The 18,077-nt window shown below is 54.7% G+C and carries 14 protein-coding genes; 9 read left to right on the forward strand and 5 right to left on the reverse strand.

Annotated elements, in window-relative coordinates:
• Positions 1-66 precede the first annotated feature (66 nt).
• The 9 genes from FYJ64_RS06695 to FYJ64_RS06735 all read left to right on the forward strand — a co-directional run bounded on the left by FYJ64_RS06695 (position 67) and on the right by FYJ64_RS06735 (position 14,244).
• Positions 67-1,098, forward strand: a complete 1,032-nt coding sequence (locus FYJ64_RS06695) for a 2,5-dihydroxypyridine 5,6-dioxygenase NicX family protein (RefSeq protein ID WP_235897138.1) — start codon at positions 67-69, stop codon at positions 1,096-1,098.
• 294 nt (positions 1,099-1,392) lie between these two features.
• Entirely contained in the window at positions 1,393-3,108 is a 1,716-nt protein-coding gene (locus FYJ64_RS06700; RefSeq protein ID WP_154574433.1) for a choice-of-anchor A family protein, read from the forward strand.
• Positions 3,109-3,592: 484 nt separating this feature from the next.
• Positions 3,593-6,370 (forward strand): hypothetical protein, encoded by a 2,778-nt coding sequence (locus FYJ64_RS06705; protein WP_154574434.1) that lies wholly within the window; start codon positions 3,593-3,595, stop codon positions 6,368-6,370.
• A gap of 221 nt (positions 6,371-6,591) precedes the next feature.
• Entirely contained in the window at positions 6,592-7,239 is a 648-nt protein-coding gene (locus tag FYJ64_RS06710; protein ID WP_206045575.1) for a MotA/TolQ/ExbB proton channel family protein, read from the forward strand.
• Complete coding sequence (locus FYJ64_RS06715; protein ID WP_154574436.1) at positions 7,226-7,549, forward strand: DUF2149 domain-containing protein; 324 nt, start codon at positions 7,226-7,228, stop codon at positions 7,547-7,549. Before FYJ64_RS06710 ends, FYJ64_RS06715 begins: the two co-directional genes overlap by 14 nt.
• Positions 7,550-7,572: 23 nt before the next feature.
• The gene (locus FYJ64_RS06720; RefSeq protein WP_154574437.1) at positions 7,573-9,348 is read left to right on the forward strand and encodes a fibronectin type III domain-containing protein; all 1,776 of its coding nucleotides are present in this window, start codon (positions 7,573-7,575) and stop codon (positions 9,346-9,348) included.
• A 30-nt stretch (positions 9,349-9,378) separates the two neighbouring features.
• Positions 9,379-11,826, forward strand: coding sequence for a PQQ-binding-like beta-propeller repeat protein (locus FYJ64_RS06725; protein WP_154574438.1), 2,448 nt, complete (start codon positions 9,379-9,381; stop codon positions 11,824-11,826).
• A gap of 343 nt (positions 11,827-12,169) precedes the next feature.
• Positions 12,170-12,661, forward strand: coding sequence for a hypothetical protein (locus tag FYJ64_RS06730; protein ID WP_154574439.1), 492 nt, complete (start codon positions 12,170-12,172; stop codon positions 12,659-12,661).
• An 11-nt stretch (positions 12,662-12,672) separates the two neighbouring features.
• On the forward strand, positions 12,673-14,244 hold the full coding sequence (locus tag FYJ64_RS06735; RefSeq protein ID WP_154574440.1) for an ASKHA domain-containing protein: 1,572 nt from the start codon (positions 12,673-12,675) through the stop codon (positions 14,242-14,244).
• A 120-nt stretch (positions 14,245-14,364) separates the two neighbouring features.
• Here the strand turns inward: FYJ64_RS06735 and FYJ64_RS06740 are convergent, their stop codons facing one another.
• From FYJ64_RS06740 to dltC, 5 genes are read right to left on the reverse strand one after another with little or no spacing between them, the layout of a single operon-like run.
• Positions 14,365-15,792 carry a sensor histidine kinase gene (locus FYJ64_RS06740; protein WP_154574441.1) on the reverse strand — a complete coding sequence of 476 codons (1,428 nt, stop codon included), beginning with the start codon at positions 15,790-15,792 and terminating at the stop codon, positions 14,365-14,367.
• Positions 15,789-16,466: a response regulator transcription factor gene (locus FYJ64_RS06745; protein WP_154574442.1), complete on the reverse strand. Its 678-nt coding sequence runs from the start codon at positions 16,464-16,466 to the stop codon at positions 15,789-15,791. The genes FYJ64_RS06740 and FYJ64_RS06745 overlap by 4 nt, the downstream gene beginning before the upstream one ends.
• 17 nt (positions 16,467-16,483) lie before the next feature.
• A complete protein-coding gene (locus tag FYJ64_RS06750) occupies positions 16,484-16,651 on the reverse strand; it encodes a hypothetical protein (protein WP_154574443.1) in 168 nt (55 codons plus the stop codon).
• On the reverse strand, positions 16,617-17,804 hold the full coding sequence (dltD, locus tag FYJ64_RS06755) for a D-alanyl-lipoteichoic acid biosynthesis protein DltD (RefSeq protein WP_154574444.1): 1,188 nt from the start codon (positions 17,802-17,804) through the stop codon (positions 16,617-16,619). Before dltD ends, FYJ64_RS06750 begins: the two co-directional genes overlap by 35 nt.
• Before the next feature lie 25 nt (positions 17,805-17,829).
• Positions 17,830-18,069, reverse strand: coding sequence for a D-alanine--poly(phosphoribitol) ligase subunit 2 (gene dltC, locus FYJ64_RS06760; RefSeq protein ID WP_075713540.1), 240 nt, complete (start codon positions 18,067-18,069; stop codon positions 17,830-17,832).
• Positions 18,070-18,077: the final 8 nt, after the last annotated feature.

Raw genomic sequence — 18,077 nt, forward strand, 5'->3', positions numbered from 1 at the left:
AAGACGGGCGGAAAAGAAGAATATTCCGTCCGGGACAGAAGATAACAGTAGTAGGAGGAAATGAAAATGTTTAAGTATGAACTGCAGAATGCGGCGGACTGCCTCGTGAAGGATATGTTCCGGGTAAAGAAGGGGGAGACCGTGGTGATTACAGCGGACACCTGCTCTTATGAGGATGTTGTGGACGCGGTGGCCTCCAGCGCGGCGGCTGCCGGCGCGAAGCTGCTGGTCATTAATATGCCGACGCCGGGAGGCGTAGGGAAGGCGGCTGATCCGGATCTGCCGGTGGAAGCGCTCTCTGCGGTTCTGACGAAGGCGGATGTCTGGATGGAATTCAATCATCAGTGGCTGCTGTACTCCACTCCCTTTGAAAATGCGATGAGGGACAATAAAAACCTGCGTTATATGTGTCTGGTTGATATTGATGCGGCGGTTTTCACCCGTATTATCGGTTCGGTCGATCTGGAGCAGCTTAGGAAGTTCATGATCGCGGCGAGAGAAAAGCATCTGGACGCGAAGGTGATGAGAGTGACTACGCCGGCGGGCACGGATGTATCCTTTGAGATTGACCCCGGACACCTGATGCAGCTGGACTACGGCGACGCTTCAGCGCCGGGAATGTGGATGGCGCCGGGACAGTTCAACATCGTTCCGCGGTTCGGAACCGTTAACGGAAGAATTGTCTTTGACGGTACAGTAACGCCGCCCTTCGGCAAACAGCTGTCGGAGAATATTTCTCTTACAGTGGAAAACGGCGTGATACAGAAGGTAGAGGGCGGAAGCGAAGCTGTTCAATATGAGAGCTGGCTGAAGAGCTTCGGGGATCCGGGAATGTTCAAGATGGCACATATCGCCTATGGCTTCAATCCCGGAGCGATTCTCACTGGAAATGTGGTGGAGGATGAACGCGTCTGGGGATGCACTGAGTGGGGCATCGGCTACGTCAGCCCGCTGGATGCGCCTCCGGCCGGGCAGGACGCCGCGTCCCATACCGACGGAATCTGTCTGAACACCAGTGTGTGGCTGGACGGCGAGCCGTTCATGGAGGAGGGACGGATCGTTGATCCGGAGCTGAAAGCACTGTCGCCGGTTAAATAGAATCGGACTGTAACGCCGGGAGGATTATCGCCTCCCGGTTTTGTTATATCTGTATGCGGAAGCCGGGGTGCACCGGCATACCAATCCGCATTTTCAGCCAGATGAGAGGTTGAACGTTACTGATAATTTGCCGGAAGATATCAACTTTCCCAGATGTCCCAAAAAGTTCTGATTTTTCCTATGCAATTCATATACGCCGCAGTATAATAACCAAGGTTATTGTAGGGTTATCCATACGATAACAATGTGCTGTTAAAGAAAGTTGTATTCGAGAGATGCTTTAAGGAGGAAAGGATGAAGTTAATATCGAAGAGGCGGGAAGTGCGCTGTGCACTTGTTCTTGCCGCGCTGGTTTTTTGTATGTATATGCCGTTTGGGGCCACGGCATATGCGGACGATGCGCCAGGGGCATCAGAGTTGTATTCCCATGTCCTCGGCGACGCTGTCAGTTACGGCATCGTTACCGGAACCTTCAAACTGAATGGTGATGCGCAGACAAATGTCGCAGCCAAGAAGGTTGTTCCGTTTTCCGGACAGACCGGAAACGATCTCACTAACGATGTTACGCAGGGCTTCCTCATCGGTTCGATAGATACCTCGACCAATTATCCGTTTCACATAAAGGGGCATGCAGTTCTCATTCATTCCACCCCGGAAGGTAAAGACCATATCATCCATGAGAGCAAGGATAAAATTTCATTCTGCACGGACAACTGCGATGAGAAGCAGGTTAATGAGAAAATCGACGGCATGATGAACCATGTCTCGAAGTCCTCCCGTGAGCTCTCCGGCAATGCGGCGAATGCGAAGATTGAATATAACCCTTATTCGCAGAGGTATGCTCTGGATCTTTCAGACAAAGCCGACGGAATTTACTATGTTGATGTTGATAAAGATACATATGAGAAAAGCATGAGTGAACCGGAGAAGCTTCAGATTCACAAAAAATCATCTCAAACGATTGTATTCAATGTAGCGGCGTCCGGCAATCTGAAAATGCAGAAATACAGTATAAACGATCAGGGTGTAGATTCGCTGAATAATAATTCAAGTTCCAGCGAGGTCACCCGCAGCATTATCTGGAACTTCACCGGAGATGGCTCAATCAGTATGGAGGGATCGGTCAGCGGCGTCCTGCTTGCTCATGACTTTGATATCACGACATATTCTACCGGCTCCGGCTGGATCGCGTCCAGAAGTGTGACCATTACTAGCGGTGAGTGGCATAACACCTATGATCGGCTTCTGCCGCCGACCGAGGTTCTTGTAACAAAGGATAAACCTTCTGCCGGTGACAAAGGCGAATCGACCGGGAAGACGGATACACCAGACAAGACGAAACCTCCCGTCTCTACGGAAACAGGAGGTGGAGACTTCCCCGTCTACGATGTAGAGGAACCGGATCAGTCGACTTCCGGCGATAAGGATAAGCCTTCGGATACAGGCGACAAGTCGACTTCCGGCGACAAGGAGAAACCCTCAGATTCGGGTGACAAACCGACTGTCGGGGACAAGGACAAGCCTTCGGATTCAGGCGACAAGCCGACTGCCGGGGACAAAGGCAAGCCCTCGGATACAGATAGCAAGGCGCCCACCGGCGACAAAGACAAGCCCTCGGATTCAGGTGACAAGCCGACCGCCGGGGACAAAGACAAAACCGACAGTACAGGTGACCAGCCCGGTCAGAAAGAATCCGGAGGCGGAGAAGTTCCGACCTATGGCGACAAAACGACGGATAACCCGGAACAGCCGACCGACGGCGGCAAAGAAAAAACCGAAAATACAGGCAGCAAAACCAAGCCTGCTGACTCAGACAATTCGTCCGGTCACAAAAACAAGAGTACGGCGAAACATAGCGGACAGACTGCTAAAGCCGCACACAGTTCCGATGTACCGGATACCGGCGATCATTCGGATCTCCTGTTCCATTTCCTGGTGCTGACCGGTGCAGCCGCGGGATGCGTGATTATCCTCATGAAGCGCCGCAGAGATTCGATGAACGCAGACTGAGGCATGGATGAACTTCGCGGATTTCGGGGTATATTCCGGATTACCGACGCATCAGTCAGAAAGTGAAACATGCGAGTGAAAGTTTTGCAATTCTGCAATATTGAAATATCAGGATACCCGTTCTGTCAGGAAGGCAGGGCGGGTACTTTGTTTAACTGATTCCGGATTATTGCGATTTTTCGGTTGAGTATGTTGCATCCATGCGATGTCTGTGATATACTGAAATGCGGTTGAGAAAACCGGAAAAGTGAATAATATGTTCAGGAACGTGGCTAACGGAAAAGGGTGTGAGCCCCTTACTGTTTCTCAGCAACCGTGATTTTCCGCAGGAGCGGAGATAAGTCGGGAGACGAGTCGGGTTTCGATGTATGAACTCTGAGGCAGTATCAAGCATCGACGAAATGCATAAAGCGGGAGAGTTCCGCTTTTTTTATTTTTTAAATGGACGGCTGCTTCAGGCCGTCTTTTGTTATATGAGGAAAGTATGGGAAGGAATAAGCGTAATAAATCGAGAAAAACAGGAATAGTACTGCTTGCGGCGGCAATGCTTCTGTCGCAGATTGTGATGCCGGGGACGGAGCTCTTCGCCGCGGAGGGAGACGGCGCTGCCGGAGAGACGACCGGCGTGCAGACGGTCCGGGAGAGCGAGGAGAATTCGACGGCGTCCGGGACAACAGAGGAGCAAGAGTCCGCAGAATCGGGGACAACAAAGGAAAAAGCGAAGGAAAACGGCGCGCCGCCGGCGGATGCGGCTGGCCCGGAGAAATCAGAAAAAAACGAAGCAGCCGGTTCCGCAGCAGAGCAGGGCCGGTCGGACAGGCCTTTGTCAGAGCAGAAAAACGAGGAGAAGGAACGGCGGCGGATTGTTATCCGGGCAACTGACCGGCAGGGGAAGCCGATAGAGCAGGCGAAGATTCTGATGGAGCGTTCGCTGGACGCCAGAACCTGGAGCGTGGTCAGCCCCGATGCAGACAGCTCCGGCGGGCAGTACACCCTGGACGTGAAAGATAAAAGAGAAAATCTCTTTGTGACATATCGTTTCAGCGTGATGGCCCGGGGATACACTCCGCACGAAGGACAGAAATTCACGTTTCAGAGGAAAAACCAGTATTTCGACCCGGCGGAGGATGCGGATCCTGTGGAAATCACCGTCCGGATGTTTTCAGCGGATGAGACTCTGAACGCGGCAAAGGATAAGGCGATTCAGGAGCTTCTTCACTACAAAGAAAAGGACGGATACAGAGAGACTGAGCAGGAGCAGCTGCAGCAGCAGATTGACGCGGGGATTGAAAAGATTCGGGAAGCGGCGTCTGTCGGCGAGATTGATTACGCCCTGAAGACTGCGAAAGAGCGGATCGACCGCATCAAAACCCGGACGCAGTATGAGAACGAGGAAGCGCGCGACCGGATTTATTTCCGCTCGGAAGACGGAAAGACCGTAGTGCGTCCCGACAAATACGGAATGGTGACGCTGACTACAGTGGACAGCGGAACATTTCATATAGGAAGGGCGGACGGTACAGACTACGCCAATGACGACAACGAGACCGACTGGGACTGCACCTGGAAGTACACGGATCCGGATCACGGCGACATCGCGTGGAATGTTATCATCGGAGCCTATGGACAGTATCAGGGGAAATTCGTGGGAAATTACGACGCCTCGGTGACGCTGCGGGACACAGGACAAAAGATAAATTTCAAAGTGCGCGTCACAGACGGACATATCGACAGGCTTCGGGCTGTCATAGACGGGGAAGATGCGTCTGGGACGGAAATTCATGTGATGGGCAGTGAGAAGAAAAAGGCCGCAATCGAGGGCAGACTGTACGGGACAGACCGCTGGATCTCAATTCCCGCACATGCGCTGAAATACACCCCCGGAGGCTCGACGAGCGTGAACCACGCCACGGCGCAGTTCCGCACATGGGGTACATCGGGAAGCATTACGTACAGCCTTGTTTCCAGGCCCTCAGTGAAGGTCAGGGTCGGGATTCGGGCGACCATCGTGCATCCGACCGGAATTGAAGTCACCGTGCCAAAGGAGGCGTATGTAGATGACTGGGACGGTGCATTCGATCGTTTCGTCGGGATCCGAGAGGGAGACAGACCGGGCGAGTACCGGGTCAGAGTCTATCCGGAAAATGCCTCGAATCCCTCCGTCAGATGGACTGACCTGACGCCGGATATCGCGGAATTTCAAGAGAAACACGCCGGCGGAATCGTTCCCCGGAAGGCGGGCGTTGCAAAATTCCGAGTCACCTGCGTGGACAACCCATCGGTGAGCAAGGTGGTCAGCATCCGCTTCAAATATATGAAGCCGTTGAAAACCGCCGTTTCGGACAAATCTGTCTACTACGCCAGAGTCGGCGACAGTCCCCTCCGTCTTCACATCATAACCAACGGAGAGTGGAACAGCGTCAGGGGCGCTTCCGAGCAGCGATTCCACTGGACGTACAGTACGGGAGGAGTCGCTGCGGTGAAGGATTCAGTCCGATATGATCCCAGCAGTGTGACGATTCCGCGGTGGGTCGAGCATTCCATCACGATTCTCGGCGAAGGTACGGTATATGTGACCGGAAAGCCCTATGATACGACAGGCGGCTGTAAGCCGGTGCGGTTCAAGGTGGTTGTCTCGGATGACATCGACTGCGACCGGGAGGCGGCAGAACGCGTGGAGCGGATGATTAACGCTATCGGCGAGGTGACGCTGGAGAAGAAGGGGCAGATTCAGGGTGCACGGGCGGCGTACAACGCGCTGACACGGACACAGAAGGGTCTGGTCGACGATAAGGTCTACGCCAAACTGGTCGCTGCGGAGCTGCGGCTTCGTCAGCTGGAGCGTCAGCAGTCCGGGGATTCTTCGGAGAACGGCGGACCCGGCGGCGGAACACAGCCGGGGGCGCCCGGAGGAGGGGATTCCGGCGGCGGCACAGTCACCCCGGGAGGAGAGACGACAAAGCCTGATCCGACGGCAGAGAGCGGAACAAAGGCCGATGCGAGGACGCCTGAGGCGTCGATTAAGCCGGCTAAGGCGACGCTTCGGCCGGCCGCCGACAGAAAGTCTGAAAAGACGGGGCAGAACGCCGCCTCAGCCCGTATTTTCCGGGAAGTAGAAATCCGGAAAACCCCGAAGAAAACCGTCAATACAGTGCAGAAGCTCAGCCCGATGCTGTCGATGATTCTGCTGCTGGCTCTGACGGGAACCTTCGGAGGAGGGGCCCTGCGGAGATACATGCTGTACCGTCGCGAACGGAGCTGAGCGGTCGGATTGCCGCGCCGCCGGTCGCCGCAAGAGCATCGTCGATGCATCTGGCGCGGGACCGGCAGTCAGCGTCCGGCCGCTGCCGGAAATGCAGCGTCGGTGAATCGGAAGGATATGCCCGGCAGTCGGCGGAAGTGTGTCCGGCGACAAAACAACATAAAACAAGTGCTGAGAATGCGGGGCAGAACGGCCCCGGAGAATCTTACGGAGAGAAAAGAATGATATCAAGTACGACAACGAATATTCTGAGAGCTGTGATTTCAGAGCTTCAGACACCGGTGGTTGCAGTTCTGCTGGTGCTGATGGCGGTGACGGTGGTCATGACGGGGAGCTTCATCTGTGAATTTTTTACGGAACATCGGAAGCTTTCCGAAAAGATTCCGGAGCTGATAGAGCGAATCAACCGTGCGGAGTTCAGTGAACTCCCCGGGCTGATTGAAGAAAGCGGACTGCTGAAGCGCCAGAAGGCGGCGGTCCGGAAACTGCTTCAGGAGCAGAGCATGACCAGAACGAGCCGAGAGGCTTATGCGGCACAGCTTTTGTTCGATGAGGAAGAGCATTACCACAGATATATCCGCTGGCCGGAGGCGATCCTCCGGCTGGGACCGATGTTTGGACTCCTGGGGACACTGATTCCGCTAGGTCCCGGGCTGATGGCGCTGGGGAAAGGAGATACCATGGCGCTATCCAAGTCGCTTCTGGTTGCCTTTGATACGACGGCCGCCGGCGTAATCATCGCCGCAGTTGCCTTTGTAATATTCCAGATCCGCAGACACTGGTACCGATCCTACGCTCAGGGCCTGGAGTCTGTGATGGAGGTTATTCTGGAGAAGGAAGAGCCGGAGGTGGCGCATGCTGAGAGATAGAAAACGCCTTTCGCGCCGCTTCGATGCAGAAGAGAGCCCTAATCCGTTGGACAGCCTTTCCAATCTGTCCGACGTCATGCTGGTGTTCGCCTGCGGGCTGATGGTTGCGCTGATTATCAATCTGAAGGTGGACGTGTCCCGGCTGGATCAGGCGGTGATTCAGTACAAGGACACCAGCAGTAAGACGACGGTGGAGAAATCCGGCGGAAAAGGAATGGAGAAGATGGGAACCGTCTACAAAGATCCGAAGACGGGGAAAACCTATATTGTTGACCAAAAGAAAGAACGGAAAAGAACAGATAAAAATTGAGTAATGCAGCAAAGGAGGTAAAAATGTTGCAAAGAAGAAAATGGTGCACCGGAATTATCCTGGCGGCGCTTGCAGCGCTCCTCGTCATCGCGGCGGCGGCCGTTACCGACCGCGCCTATGCGGACGAGCCGGAAAAGTGCAGAGTGAAAATCGTCGTTCTGGATAAATCCACCGGAGAAGAGATTAAGGATGCGACGCCGATGGTGTATGATGTAAAATTTGAAGGTGGGGATTATGTTTATGTTCCTGTAACTCCTGAGGAAGACGGAAGATTCCTCCTTGAGGTGCCTGAAGATGAATGGGAACGAGATTACAGGTATACATACAAAGCAGAAGCCAAGGGGTATAAATATGAATATAAATCAAAACGCCAGGAACATGGTGAATATATAGAATTCGGCGAAAAGCCCCAGGATGCCCAGGGGAACTGGACTCTGACGCTATACGTTAAGCTGACGCCGCAGACCGAGGAGGAGCGTCTGAATGACATCAGAACAGAATCCAAAAAGGCATTGTCAGACTATAAGAAGGCTTCCGACTATGAGGCGGAAGATCAGGAAACGCTGAAAACACTGATTCAGACATATTCCAATAAAATCGACGACGCGAAGACCGAGGATGCCATCAAGCAGGCGCTGGCGGAAGGAAAAGGAGAGATTGACAAACTGGTCACGGCGCAGGCGAAGAACAACGATCGCTATGCGTCGAAGCTCATGTTCACCGACCGGAACGGAAAGACAACTCCGCTGCTGACCGGAGAAAAGGGACAGTATGAAGCGAGTCTTTCTCTGCTGGACAAAGGCGGCGTATTCTCTGTAGAGGGAGATCCCGCAGCGCGCTGGACAGTGAAAAAGGGACTGTGGATCCAGAGCATGGCGATGAATCACAGCGTCGAGTATGTTACAGAACGCACCGGCTCTTTCCTGACCACTTCCATCCCCGACGACACGGAATTCGTGGATGCGGAGATCAGTGATGCAAGCGTAACGCTGGGCGACGGAAGCAAGGTCACCTTCACGCTGAAGATTTCCACGAAGGAAGAGGACAAGACTGCCGCGGTAGCTGCTGTGAAAGAGAAAATCGGCGGCATCGGCGAGGTGACCCTGGATAGCGGCGATGCGATCCGGCAGGCCAGAACCGATTATGACGGGCTACTGAAGTCGCTGCAGAAGAAGGTAGACAATTACGATGTTCTGACCGCCGCGGAGAAGAAACTGGAAGAACTGAAGAAAGCTAAGGAAGCTAAGGAAGAAGCCGAAGCAAAACAGGCGAAGGCAGTAGACGAGAAAATCACAGCAATCGGTGAGGTGACGCTCGACAGTGAAAATGCAGTTACCGAGGCCAGAAAGGCCTATGACGCGCTGAGCGACGGAGCGAAGGAAAAGGTTACCCGGTACGGAGACCTGACCGCCGCAGAAAAGAAGTTGGATGAGCTGAAGACAGCCAAAGAGAAGGAAGAAGCCGAAGCCAAAGCCAAGGCAGAGGCTGAAGCAAAGGCCAAGGCGGAAGCCGAGAGAAAGGCGAAGCTGCCGGGAAAGGTAAGCCTGAAGGTAAAGAGCGGAAAGAGAAAAGCCGTTCTGTCCTGGAAGAAAACGTCGAAGGCGAAGGGCTATGTGGTTTACCGCAGCACAAAGAAAAACGGAACCTATAAGAAGATCCGGACACTGAAGAGCGCGAAAACGCTGAAATACACCAATACAAAGCTGAAAAAGGGCAGAACCTACTACTACAAGGTCTGCGCATACAATTCAACAGGAAAAGGACCGATGTCCTCTCCGAAAAAAGTGAAGGTGAAATAATCTCATATGAGACAGAACCAGGAAAAGAAAGTGAAAAGAAGAATCAGAGTGAGCATCGCTGTCGCGGCGATGCTCGCGTTTCTGCTTGCAGGCGCCTGTGCATTCGCCGGCAGTGTCAGCGACGGAAGCAGCGCCGACAGTGTTACAGGTCGCAGCGCAGCGGCAGTCAGTGCCTCAGCCGGAAACAGCTCCGAAGATGACTGGACCTGCTTTCAGAACAGTGAAAACAATAACGGCGTGACAACCCGGGCGGCTGCACCGGACGCCGCCCACGCTGTCTCCCTGTGGGGTGATGTGAAAACGGAGAACTCCGTAACTCCGCCCCTGATCGTCGGTGAGGATCTCTATGTCGCCAGTGAGAAGACTGTTTATCAGATTGACCGGAGAACGGGAAACGTAAAAAAGAAGGCAGAAGCTCTGCACGGCGACGTGGGTTTTGCAATGCACCCCATGGTTTACGCCGACGGGACGCTTTATGCGGTGACCAATGCGGACGGCGAGGGAACCATGATTGAGGCGGTGGACGGCAAAACCCTGCAGCCCCGCTGGCACAGCAGGGGATATACCGGCCTCGGCCTGACCCAGCTGACCTACCGGAAAATCAACGGGAAGGGTTACCTCTATACGGGAACAGGAGTTTATGACCACCAGCGTCAGCACTACGATGAAGCGAAAGCCGGCAGTGCGGACAACGGCACTCTGCGGTGGTTTTTCTGCGTTTCCGCAGAGGACGGAAAGACCGTATGGAGCGTCAAGGATGCAGAGAGAGGCTTCTACTGGGCGGGAGCCTGCGTCACCGACCGGTATGTAGTGTTCGGCTCAGACAACGGAGATCCGGGCAGGCTTGATACGGACGGCTCTGTCATCCGCTCGCTGGATCCGCTGACCGGTAAGGAAATCAGCCGCGTTGAAGGTCTGAAGGGAGACTTTCGCAGTGCCATCGTCCGTGACGGAGATTTCCTGTATGCCGGCACCATGGGAGGCCGTTTTTATCGGATTCGCATCGGCGAGGACGGAACTCTCGCACAGCCTTCTGCATCCGGCGATGAGAACGGAGACTTCAGCTACGTCGACCTGGGAAAATCGATCCGCGGCGCTGCGGTAGTGTACAAAGGAAGAGCCTATGTCGGCGTTTCCGAGGAAAGCAGATGCCGCTATGTCGTTCTGGACATCGGCAGGGCGCTGAATAAAAATTCGGAGATTTACAGCGTGCCTGTGGCGGGAACGCCGACCGGCGCTCCGCTTCTCTCAGTCCCTGAAGGGGACCCCTCCGGCGCGCGGTACCTCTATTTCGCCTGCAATGTGAAGCCGGGAGGGATCTGGTGCATCCGTGACGTTCCCGGGCAGACAGAGGCGGGAGCCGCCGAACAGGTCTTTGTTCCGGAGGGAGCGCAGGCGCAGAACTGCATCAGCCCTCTGGCTGTCAGCGGGGACGGAATTCTTTACTACAAAAATGACAGCAATTACATCATGGCGATCGCGCCACGGCTCCTGTCCGGCGTGAAGCTGACGACAGATAAAGGGAAGCCGCTTTCCGTGTCTTTCCAGCCGGGAATGCGTGACTATCAGGTCATTGCCGACGATACGGCAGCTTCTGTGAAGCTGGCGGTTAGCGGAAAAGACGGGGAGACTTCCTGCAGCCTGTCAGTGAACGGAAAGGAGCAGGGCGAGACCATGACCGCGAAGCTGGGAGATGCCGCGGAGACAAAGATCCGGCTGCGGGTGAAGAGGGGCGCCGTGTGCGTAGATTACTACTTCACTGTCGTGCGGGTAACCGAGAAGGATGCGGAGCTGAGTGTTTTGTCGCTGACGGAGGACGGCCGCTACGATGACAATCTTCTGGACGAGCTCACACGGGGACAGGACCGGTACCAGACGAAGCAGCTGGAGAGTGGGAAGGACACATACAGCCTCTGGGTGCTCCCCCTGCATTCCGAAGCGGAGGTGCATGTGTATGCGCGGGAGAACGTCCGGGATCCCGAAAAGGGAGGACTGCTGAAGGCCGGCAGCGAACTGGATTACAGCTGGCGGGATGAGATGGACGATTCTCAGAAGTATGTAATCGGTTCAGCTGACCTGAATAAGAATACAGTTGTGGATGTCCGCGTCACCTCGAAGGACAAAAGCACGACCCGGGATTATCTGGTGACACTGAACCGGGCAAAGCCCCGGCCGGAGGTGAAGAAGCCCGCTCCGCCGGCGAAGGTGAAAAGCGTCAGCTGCAAGGCAGGCAGAAAGAAACTCACCCTGAAGTGGAAAAAGGCTTCCCGCGCAACAGGGTATGAGATTACCGTGGCGAAGGACCGGAAATTCCGGAAAGGAAAGAAGAAGGTCCGTGTTGACCGCCCGAAAAAACTCACCAGGACGATTCGTCAGAAAAAAGGAACCAGATACGTTCGCATACGCGCTTACGTCCGGTCCGGCGGCAAGACCGTATACGGTCCGTACAGCAAAACCGTGCGCGTAAAGGTTCGATAGCTGCAGTCGGTGCACTGTTCCTTCTGCGGCCTGCAATTCCCGGAAACAACCGAAACCTCCGTATATCCCCGGAAACCTCCGCATTGAAAAGTTCCGCCGTATGCGTTACAATTTCTTTTGTAATAAGTGTATGCCCATTAAGTCCACGTCGGGCTTAATGGGTGCTGACGGCAGTTTGTCAGCAACGCCGCGGCGCACAGTCCCAATGGCAGTGTGCCCCGGCAGGCCGCCGGATATGCTCTCTGGATGCTCACTGCAGTATTGGCATTTCAGACATATTCGACAGCAGAGCACGCATTAATAAAGCATGTGAAACGACAGTGAAACGGGAAAGAAGGACAGCATGGAAGAAGAAATTAAGTTGAAGAATAACGGTTCCGCTCCGGATCGGGAGGAGCTGTTGAACACTCTGATCCGCGAGATAAAGGGTGACTTCGCGGCGGAGGGATGCACGTTGGAGATTGCGGAGGAGGCCTGTGATATGGGCGCGGACTATGCCCGGACGCGGAGGTTCAACAATTCCGGGCGCTACCACAATTACGATTACCGACTTGACGACGGCGGAAGCGTGAAGGCGTTCAACTACTTTGATATTTTTATGACCCGGCTGCAGACTTCGGCATATATGGATGCGGAGAAGGCAGTCCGGGGTTTTTTTGAGGATCGCGGGAACCGGCTGTTCCATCTGGTAAGGGAGCAGCGCTTCGGGATCAACGGCGTATTCAAGGCCGTCATGTCCTCCCGTGAGGCGCAGAATCTGAGCTTCTCCGACTATGTGCTGGTCATCGCCTGCTTCTGCGCGGGGTTTATGCTGGAACAAAATACGGAACGGTGAGGTGACGGCGTATGGCGGATTTCAGAAAATGTGACGGCAACTGCGAAGCCTGTGGCAAATGCAGGGGAGAGAGGCTCCTGAGGGAACTCAGAAGCCGGAAAAGTGAACTGACGTACATGCCGGAGGGGTTTCATTCGGCAGCCGGAAACAGCACCGCAGACAGTGAGCCCGCGTACGGGAACGGCAGCCCGGCACCCGGGAGCAGCTTCGCAAACCGTTCGGAAACCGGTGCCTCAGAGTCCGGCGACCGACCGGGAAGCGGATACGGCATCGCCTTTGATATCGGAACGACGACAGTGGTGGGACTCTGCTGGGATCTTGCGAAACGGGAACTTATGGCAACCGATGCCGCCCGCAATCCTCAGGTGGTTCACGGAGGAGATGTCATCAGCCGCATCGGTTACTCTGTGCGGGAGGAGGAAAACCTGGAAGAGATGCGTCAGCTGGTGATTGACTGTCTGAACGAGATTCTGGACGGATTTCTGGAAAAATTGCCGGTTCGCAGAACTGAAATCACGGAGATTACGGCGGTTGGAAACACTACCATGAGTCATCTGCTCCTGGGCGAGGATCCGGAGGGGCTTGCGGTAAGTCCGTTCCGCCCGGCGTTTAAGGGCGCAGTTCGGGAGAGCGCGGCAGCACTCGGTCTGCGGGTTCCGGCGGAGACGGCATTTTATCTCCTGCCGGGAATCGCGGGTCATGTGGGCTCGGATATCACGGCGGGATTGCTGGCACTGGATCTGGGGAACAAAGACAGCCTGGATGTGTTTGTGGATATCGGCACGAACGGAGAGGTCGCAGTTACGGAAAAGGGGCGGATTCTGGTATGCTCTACGGCGGCCGGGCCGGCTTTTGAGGGGGCCGCGATCCGTCAGGGAATGCGGGCTACGGAAGGTGCCATAGAGGGTGTCAGCCTTTGTGAAAGCGACGGTGCTTTCGGCCGGACCGGTGCGAAGTCTGCGTCAGGAGGTAATGGCGCTGATATCGAGCTGAAGGTAATCGGAGACGTTTCGCCCGCGGGGATCTGCGGCTCCGGTCTGATCGACGCTGTTTCTGTCATGCTTTCCGCGGGGCTCATGGATCGTACAGGGAGAATCCTGACTGAGGATGAGGCTTTGTCTGCAGGGACCTCTCCGCTGCTGACGCGGCGGCTTGTTCTCCGAGATGAAGAGGCGTGTTTCGTACTACAGGAGCCGGATCCGGAAGGAAATTCAGCGGAAATCCTGCTGCGGCAGAGCGACATCCGGGAGGTGCAGCTCGCGAAAAGCGCCATCGTTTCCGGAATCCTGGCGCTGCTGAAAAAATCCGGGCATACGGCCGCGGAAGCGGATCATCTTTACCTTGCCGGAGCCTTCGGAAATTATATCCGGAAGGAAGCCGCTGTGAACATCGGACTGCTGCCCGACATTTCGCCCGACCGCATCATCGCGGTGGGAAACGCCGCAGGCGTCGGTGCCAGCCTGGCTTTGTTCGGCGACAAAGAAAAAGCCCGGGCCGAGCGCATCGCCGCATCTGCGGAGCACGTTGAGCTGGCCGGGTCGTCACTGTTTTATGATCTCTACATTGAAAATATGAATTTCTGAGGTGAAGCCCGGTCTGTGCAGCTGCCGCGGCGGCCGGACTGCGGCCTTTGACGATCATGCCGGAGCGGGTAGCAATTCGTATGCTTCCGCTCATTCGTATGCTTCCCGCGCGGATTGTTTTCACAGACGGACGGTGAAGGTGACCAGGCCGGGGTCATTTTTCGCCGTAATTGTTCCGTGGTGGGCTTCGACAATAGTTTTGGCGATGGAGAGACCGAGGCCGAAGTGTCCGGTTTTTCCGTTCCGCTCTTTTTCCACGCGGTAGAAGCGTTCAAAGATATGCGGAAGATCCGCCTTCGGGATTGGGCTGCCGGTGTTGACGACTGTGATGACGGGGTGCTTGCCCTGCTTGCGAAGGGTCATTTGAATGTCTCCATTTTCCGGCGTATGTTCTATCGCGTTGTCCAGGAGAATGGCGCAAACTCGGCGGAGGGCGTCACCGTCGCCGCAGTAATTGATGTTCTCCCCGATGTCGTAGGTGAGAGAAATGTTCTTCTCGAAGGCGGTGCTCTCCATGGACAGTGCAACTTCTTCGCACCCCTCGGACAGGGAGAACAGCGTCTGATCCATGTGTAGCGTTTTTTCTTCTATATAGGAGAAGGAGAGCAGTTCTGAAATCAGTCGGCTCATCCGTTCTGCTTCGGTCAGGATGTTGCTGACAAGCTGGCGGTTGCTCTCGCGAGCCTTGTCAGCAGAGAGCCGGTTCGAGGTTCCCGGGCCGGCGACCGATTCAGCGTTCGGAGTGCCTCCGTTTGCGTTCAAGGTGTTTCCGGCGGCCGACTCAGCGTTCAGCGTGCTTCCGCCGGTCAATTCAGCGTTCAGAATGCCTCCGTTTGCGTTCAGGGTGCTTCCGGCGGCCGACTCAGCGTTCTGCGGCTGCCCGTTATTCATCGCGATGACCGGCGCGTCTCCGGCCGATTCCTGATCCGCCAGGACCTGCGCGTTGATGCGGATGGCGGCGACCGGCGTTTTCAGGTCGTGGCTGGCGTCGGAGATGAACTGCTTCTCACGCCGCAGCATTTCCTCGGCGGGTCGGGTCACAAACCTGGAAAGGTAGAGACTGACGCCCAACAGCAGGAGCAGTCCGCCCAGCAGGAAGAAGACCCTCTTGAACATCCGCCGGATGTCCGAGGATTGCATGGAGGCGTCCTGGAAGACGATATAGCTGGACCCGTCTTTGTTGCTGACGCTGTAATACAGGTAATCCTTCCACTGGTATGTGTCATCATCCTGAGCGCTGATGCCCCTGACTATTTTCGCGATGTCGGCCTTCTCATACTTTCCGTTGCTGGACTGGATGCTCCGGACAGTTCCGTCTGATTTCACGGTGACGGCGTAGATGGGATTGGTCCCGCTGGTCTCGATATCGGAATCGTCCAGCGTCTCCTGGAATGAGTCGCTTTCCGCGATTTCTCCGAGGGTGTACAAAGTATTGTACTTGTTCCAGTAATAGTCGGAGATGCAGTACACCGCAAACAGAGCGGTGAATACGATCGCGAACAGCAGCATCGTCACGATAACAAATTTTTTTCGTAGCTCTTTAATCATCGCGGCGGCTCCTCCAGGGAATATCCTACATTCTTTGTCGTTACGATGGAAACCTTCGCCTTAATAAAGCGGAGTTTCTTCCGGAGGAAGGAAATATACACTTCCAGGTGGTTGTACTCCGGCTCCTCTTCGGGATCCCAGACCCGTGAAATCAGCATATCCTTTGTCAGGATATGACCTCCGTTGACCAGCAGATATTCCATCAGCTCGTATTCTTTGTGTCCGAGTTTGACCTTGCGGTCCCGGCACGACATCTCCTGACGTGCCCTGCTTAGAGAGATGTCACCAAAGGTCAGCTCCTCCGATTCACTGTAGTCCCGGCCGCGGATCCGCGCTCTGACACGTGCCAGAAGTTCCGTCGCATCAAAAGGTTTTGTGAGGTAATCATCCGCACCGCAGTCGAGACCCTGCACTTTGTCCATCGTCTCCGACTTCGCGGTCAGCATGATCACCTGAGTCTTGCAGCCCTGTCCGCGAGCGGTTTTCAGCACAGAAATCCCGTCCTTTCCGGGCAGCATGATATCCAGAATGACGAGGTCATAAACGCCGCTCAGGATCTCGTCGAGTCCGCTGAGTCCGTCATAGCAGATGTTTACCGTATATCCGCTGCGTTCAAACAGCAGGGCGAGTCCGTCCGCCAGTTCTTTTTCATCTTCAACGATTAACAGTCTCAAAGTCGTCCCTCACTGCCTTAAAAGTCCGCGTAGGTGAATGCCGGGCTGGAGAACATTCCGCCGAACAGCGAAAACAGATACAGTACAGCCATCAGCACGAAGTAGATCAGCGTCTGCTTCGTGAAGAAGATCCGGAATACCCGGGATGTTTTAATTTTCTTTACAGAAGTTATAAATCTGTTCATCGATCAGTACCCATCCTACGTTCCAGGGGTGCTGCGCATCCCTGGTCACAAAGTTTTCATAGTCAAATTTTGATAAATCGGAGGTCTCCACTCCGTACTTCTTTCCGAGCCGGATGATTTTATCTGTGGTCTGCTTCCGGATCGCCTTGGTCGTTCCGATATAATCATACCATCTTCCGTTCACCGGTAAAACGATTATTTTAGCGTCAATGTGGTTCGCCCGACAGATTTTCAGGAAAGCCTCGTAATCCCCGAACTCAGGGGAATTCACATCCGTCTTCCGGCCGAATTTGCTGCGCCCGGAGCGGTAGATCTTCCGGTATTTCTGTTTCCAGCTTCTGTCCGACATATAGAACGGATTGTTGGACCTCCGGCCGCTGGCGTTGATGGCGTTTGTCATGATTCCGCCCCAGTCATTGGAGGGCATGGGTTCATGCGGCGGCTCGGCTCCTGCGGCGCCGGAAACGGGCAGATCCAACTTCATCGCCTTCATCGCCATGCTCACGGCGGCGTAATCTCTGCGGTCGGCCTTGCGCTTTTCCATCAGGAACAAAGTGCGGGTCACGGGATCACGGCTGTTATGCAGCAGGTTCCGATTGATGAGCCTCACCTGTGTATATTTGTCCAGACTGGGACGGAGCAGACTCTCCGTCCGGTTCGCCACATACTTTTTTACCTCATCGGGAATATCTTTGTTTTCCATGAAGCGGATGTATTCCGTTTCAGAAAACCGGAATGCGTAGCCGTTGGAATCCACGCCGTCGGTCTTGAACCAGGTGGGAGAAACAAGCAGTATGACCTTGCGGCTCTTCAGTTTTTTCTCCAAAGACCCCAGAGCGATGGTGTGAAAGAGTGTCTGGTTCCACGGTCCGCCGACGGATACAAGCTTGAAATTGCTCTTTCGGAACATATTCCGCGGGTAATAGGCGGTCTTTCTGCCGTGCCGGAACTCCGAGGAACCCAGCAGCAGAACAGTGTCTTTTTCCATGTTTTCCGACAGTGCGGCGTAGGACATGTCTTTGTACGCGTTAAACCAGAACCCGAAGTCCCGGTTGTCCATCTTCAGAGAACCGCGTTCAAAAAGACCGTTCACGATCAGTACGAACACGAGCAGAAGCACCAGCGCCGCGCCGAAGGATTTAAGTTTGTTCATCTCCAATATCCCCCTTTGGATTCGGTCACGCCTCTTCCAGCTTCTGCTTCACGATCGCGATAATCTTGTTCGGCGTGTCCATCTCCTCCCGTGTGTATTCGGTCGGAGAGATGATTACTCCCAGCTGATCCTGAAGATCCATCAGCAGTGTGATATAGTCGAAGGATTCCATCAGATGCTCCTCCACCAGATTGATATCCGGTTCCTCCGAGACGACCTCGTCTCCGCAGATGTTTTCCAGTATCTTCAGTACTTTCTCTTCCATTTCAGTTT

The sequence above is a fragment of the Hornefia butyriciproducens genome (genome assembly GCF_009695915.1).
Taxonomy (GTDB): domain Bacteria; phylum Bacillota; class Clostridia; order Peptostreptococcales; family Anaerovoracaceae; genus Aminicella; species Aminicella butyriciproducens.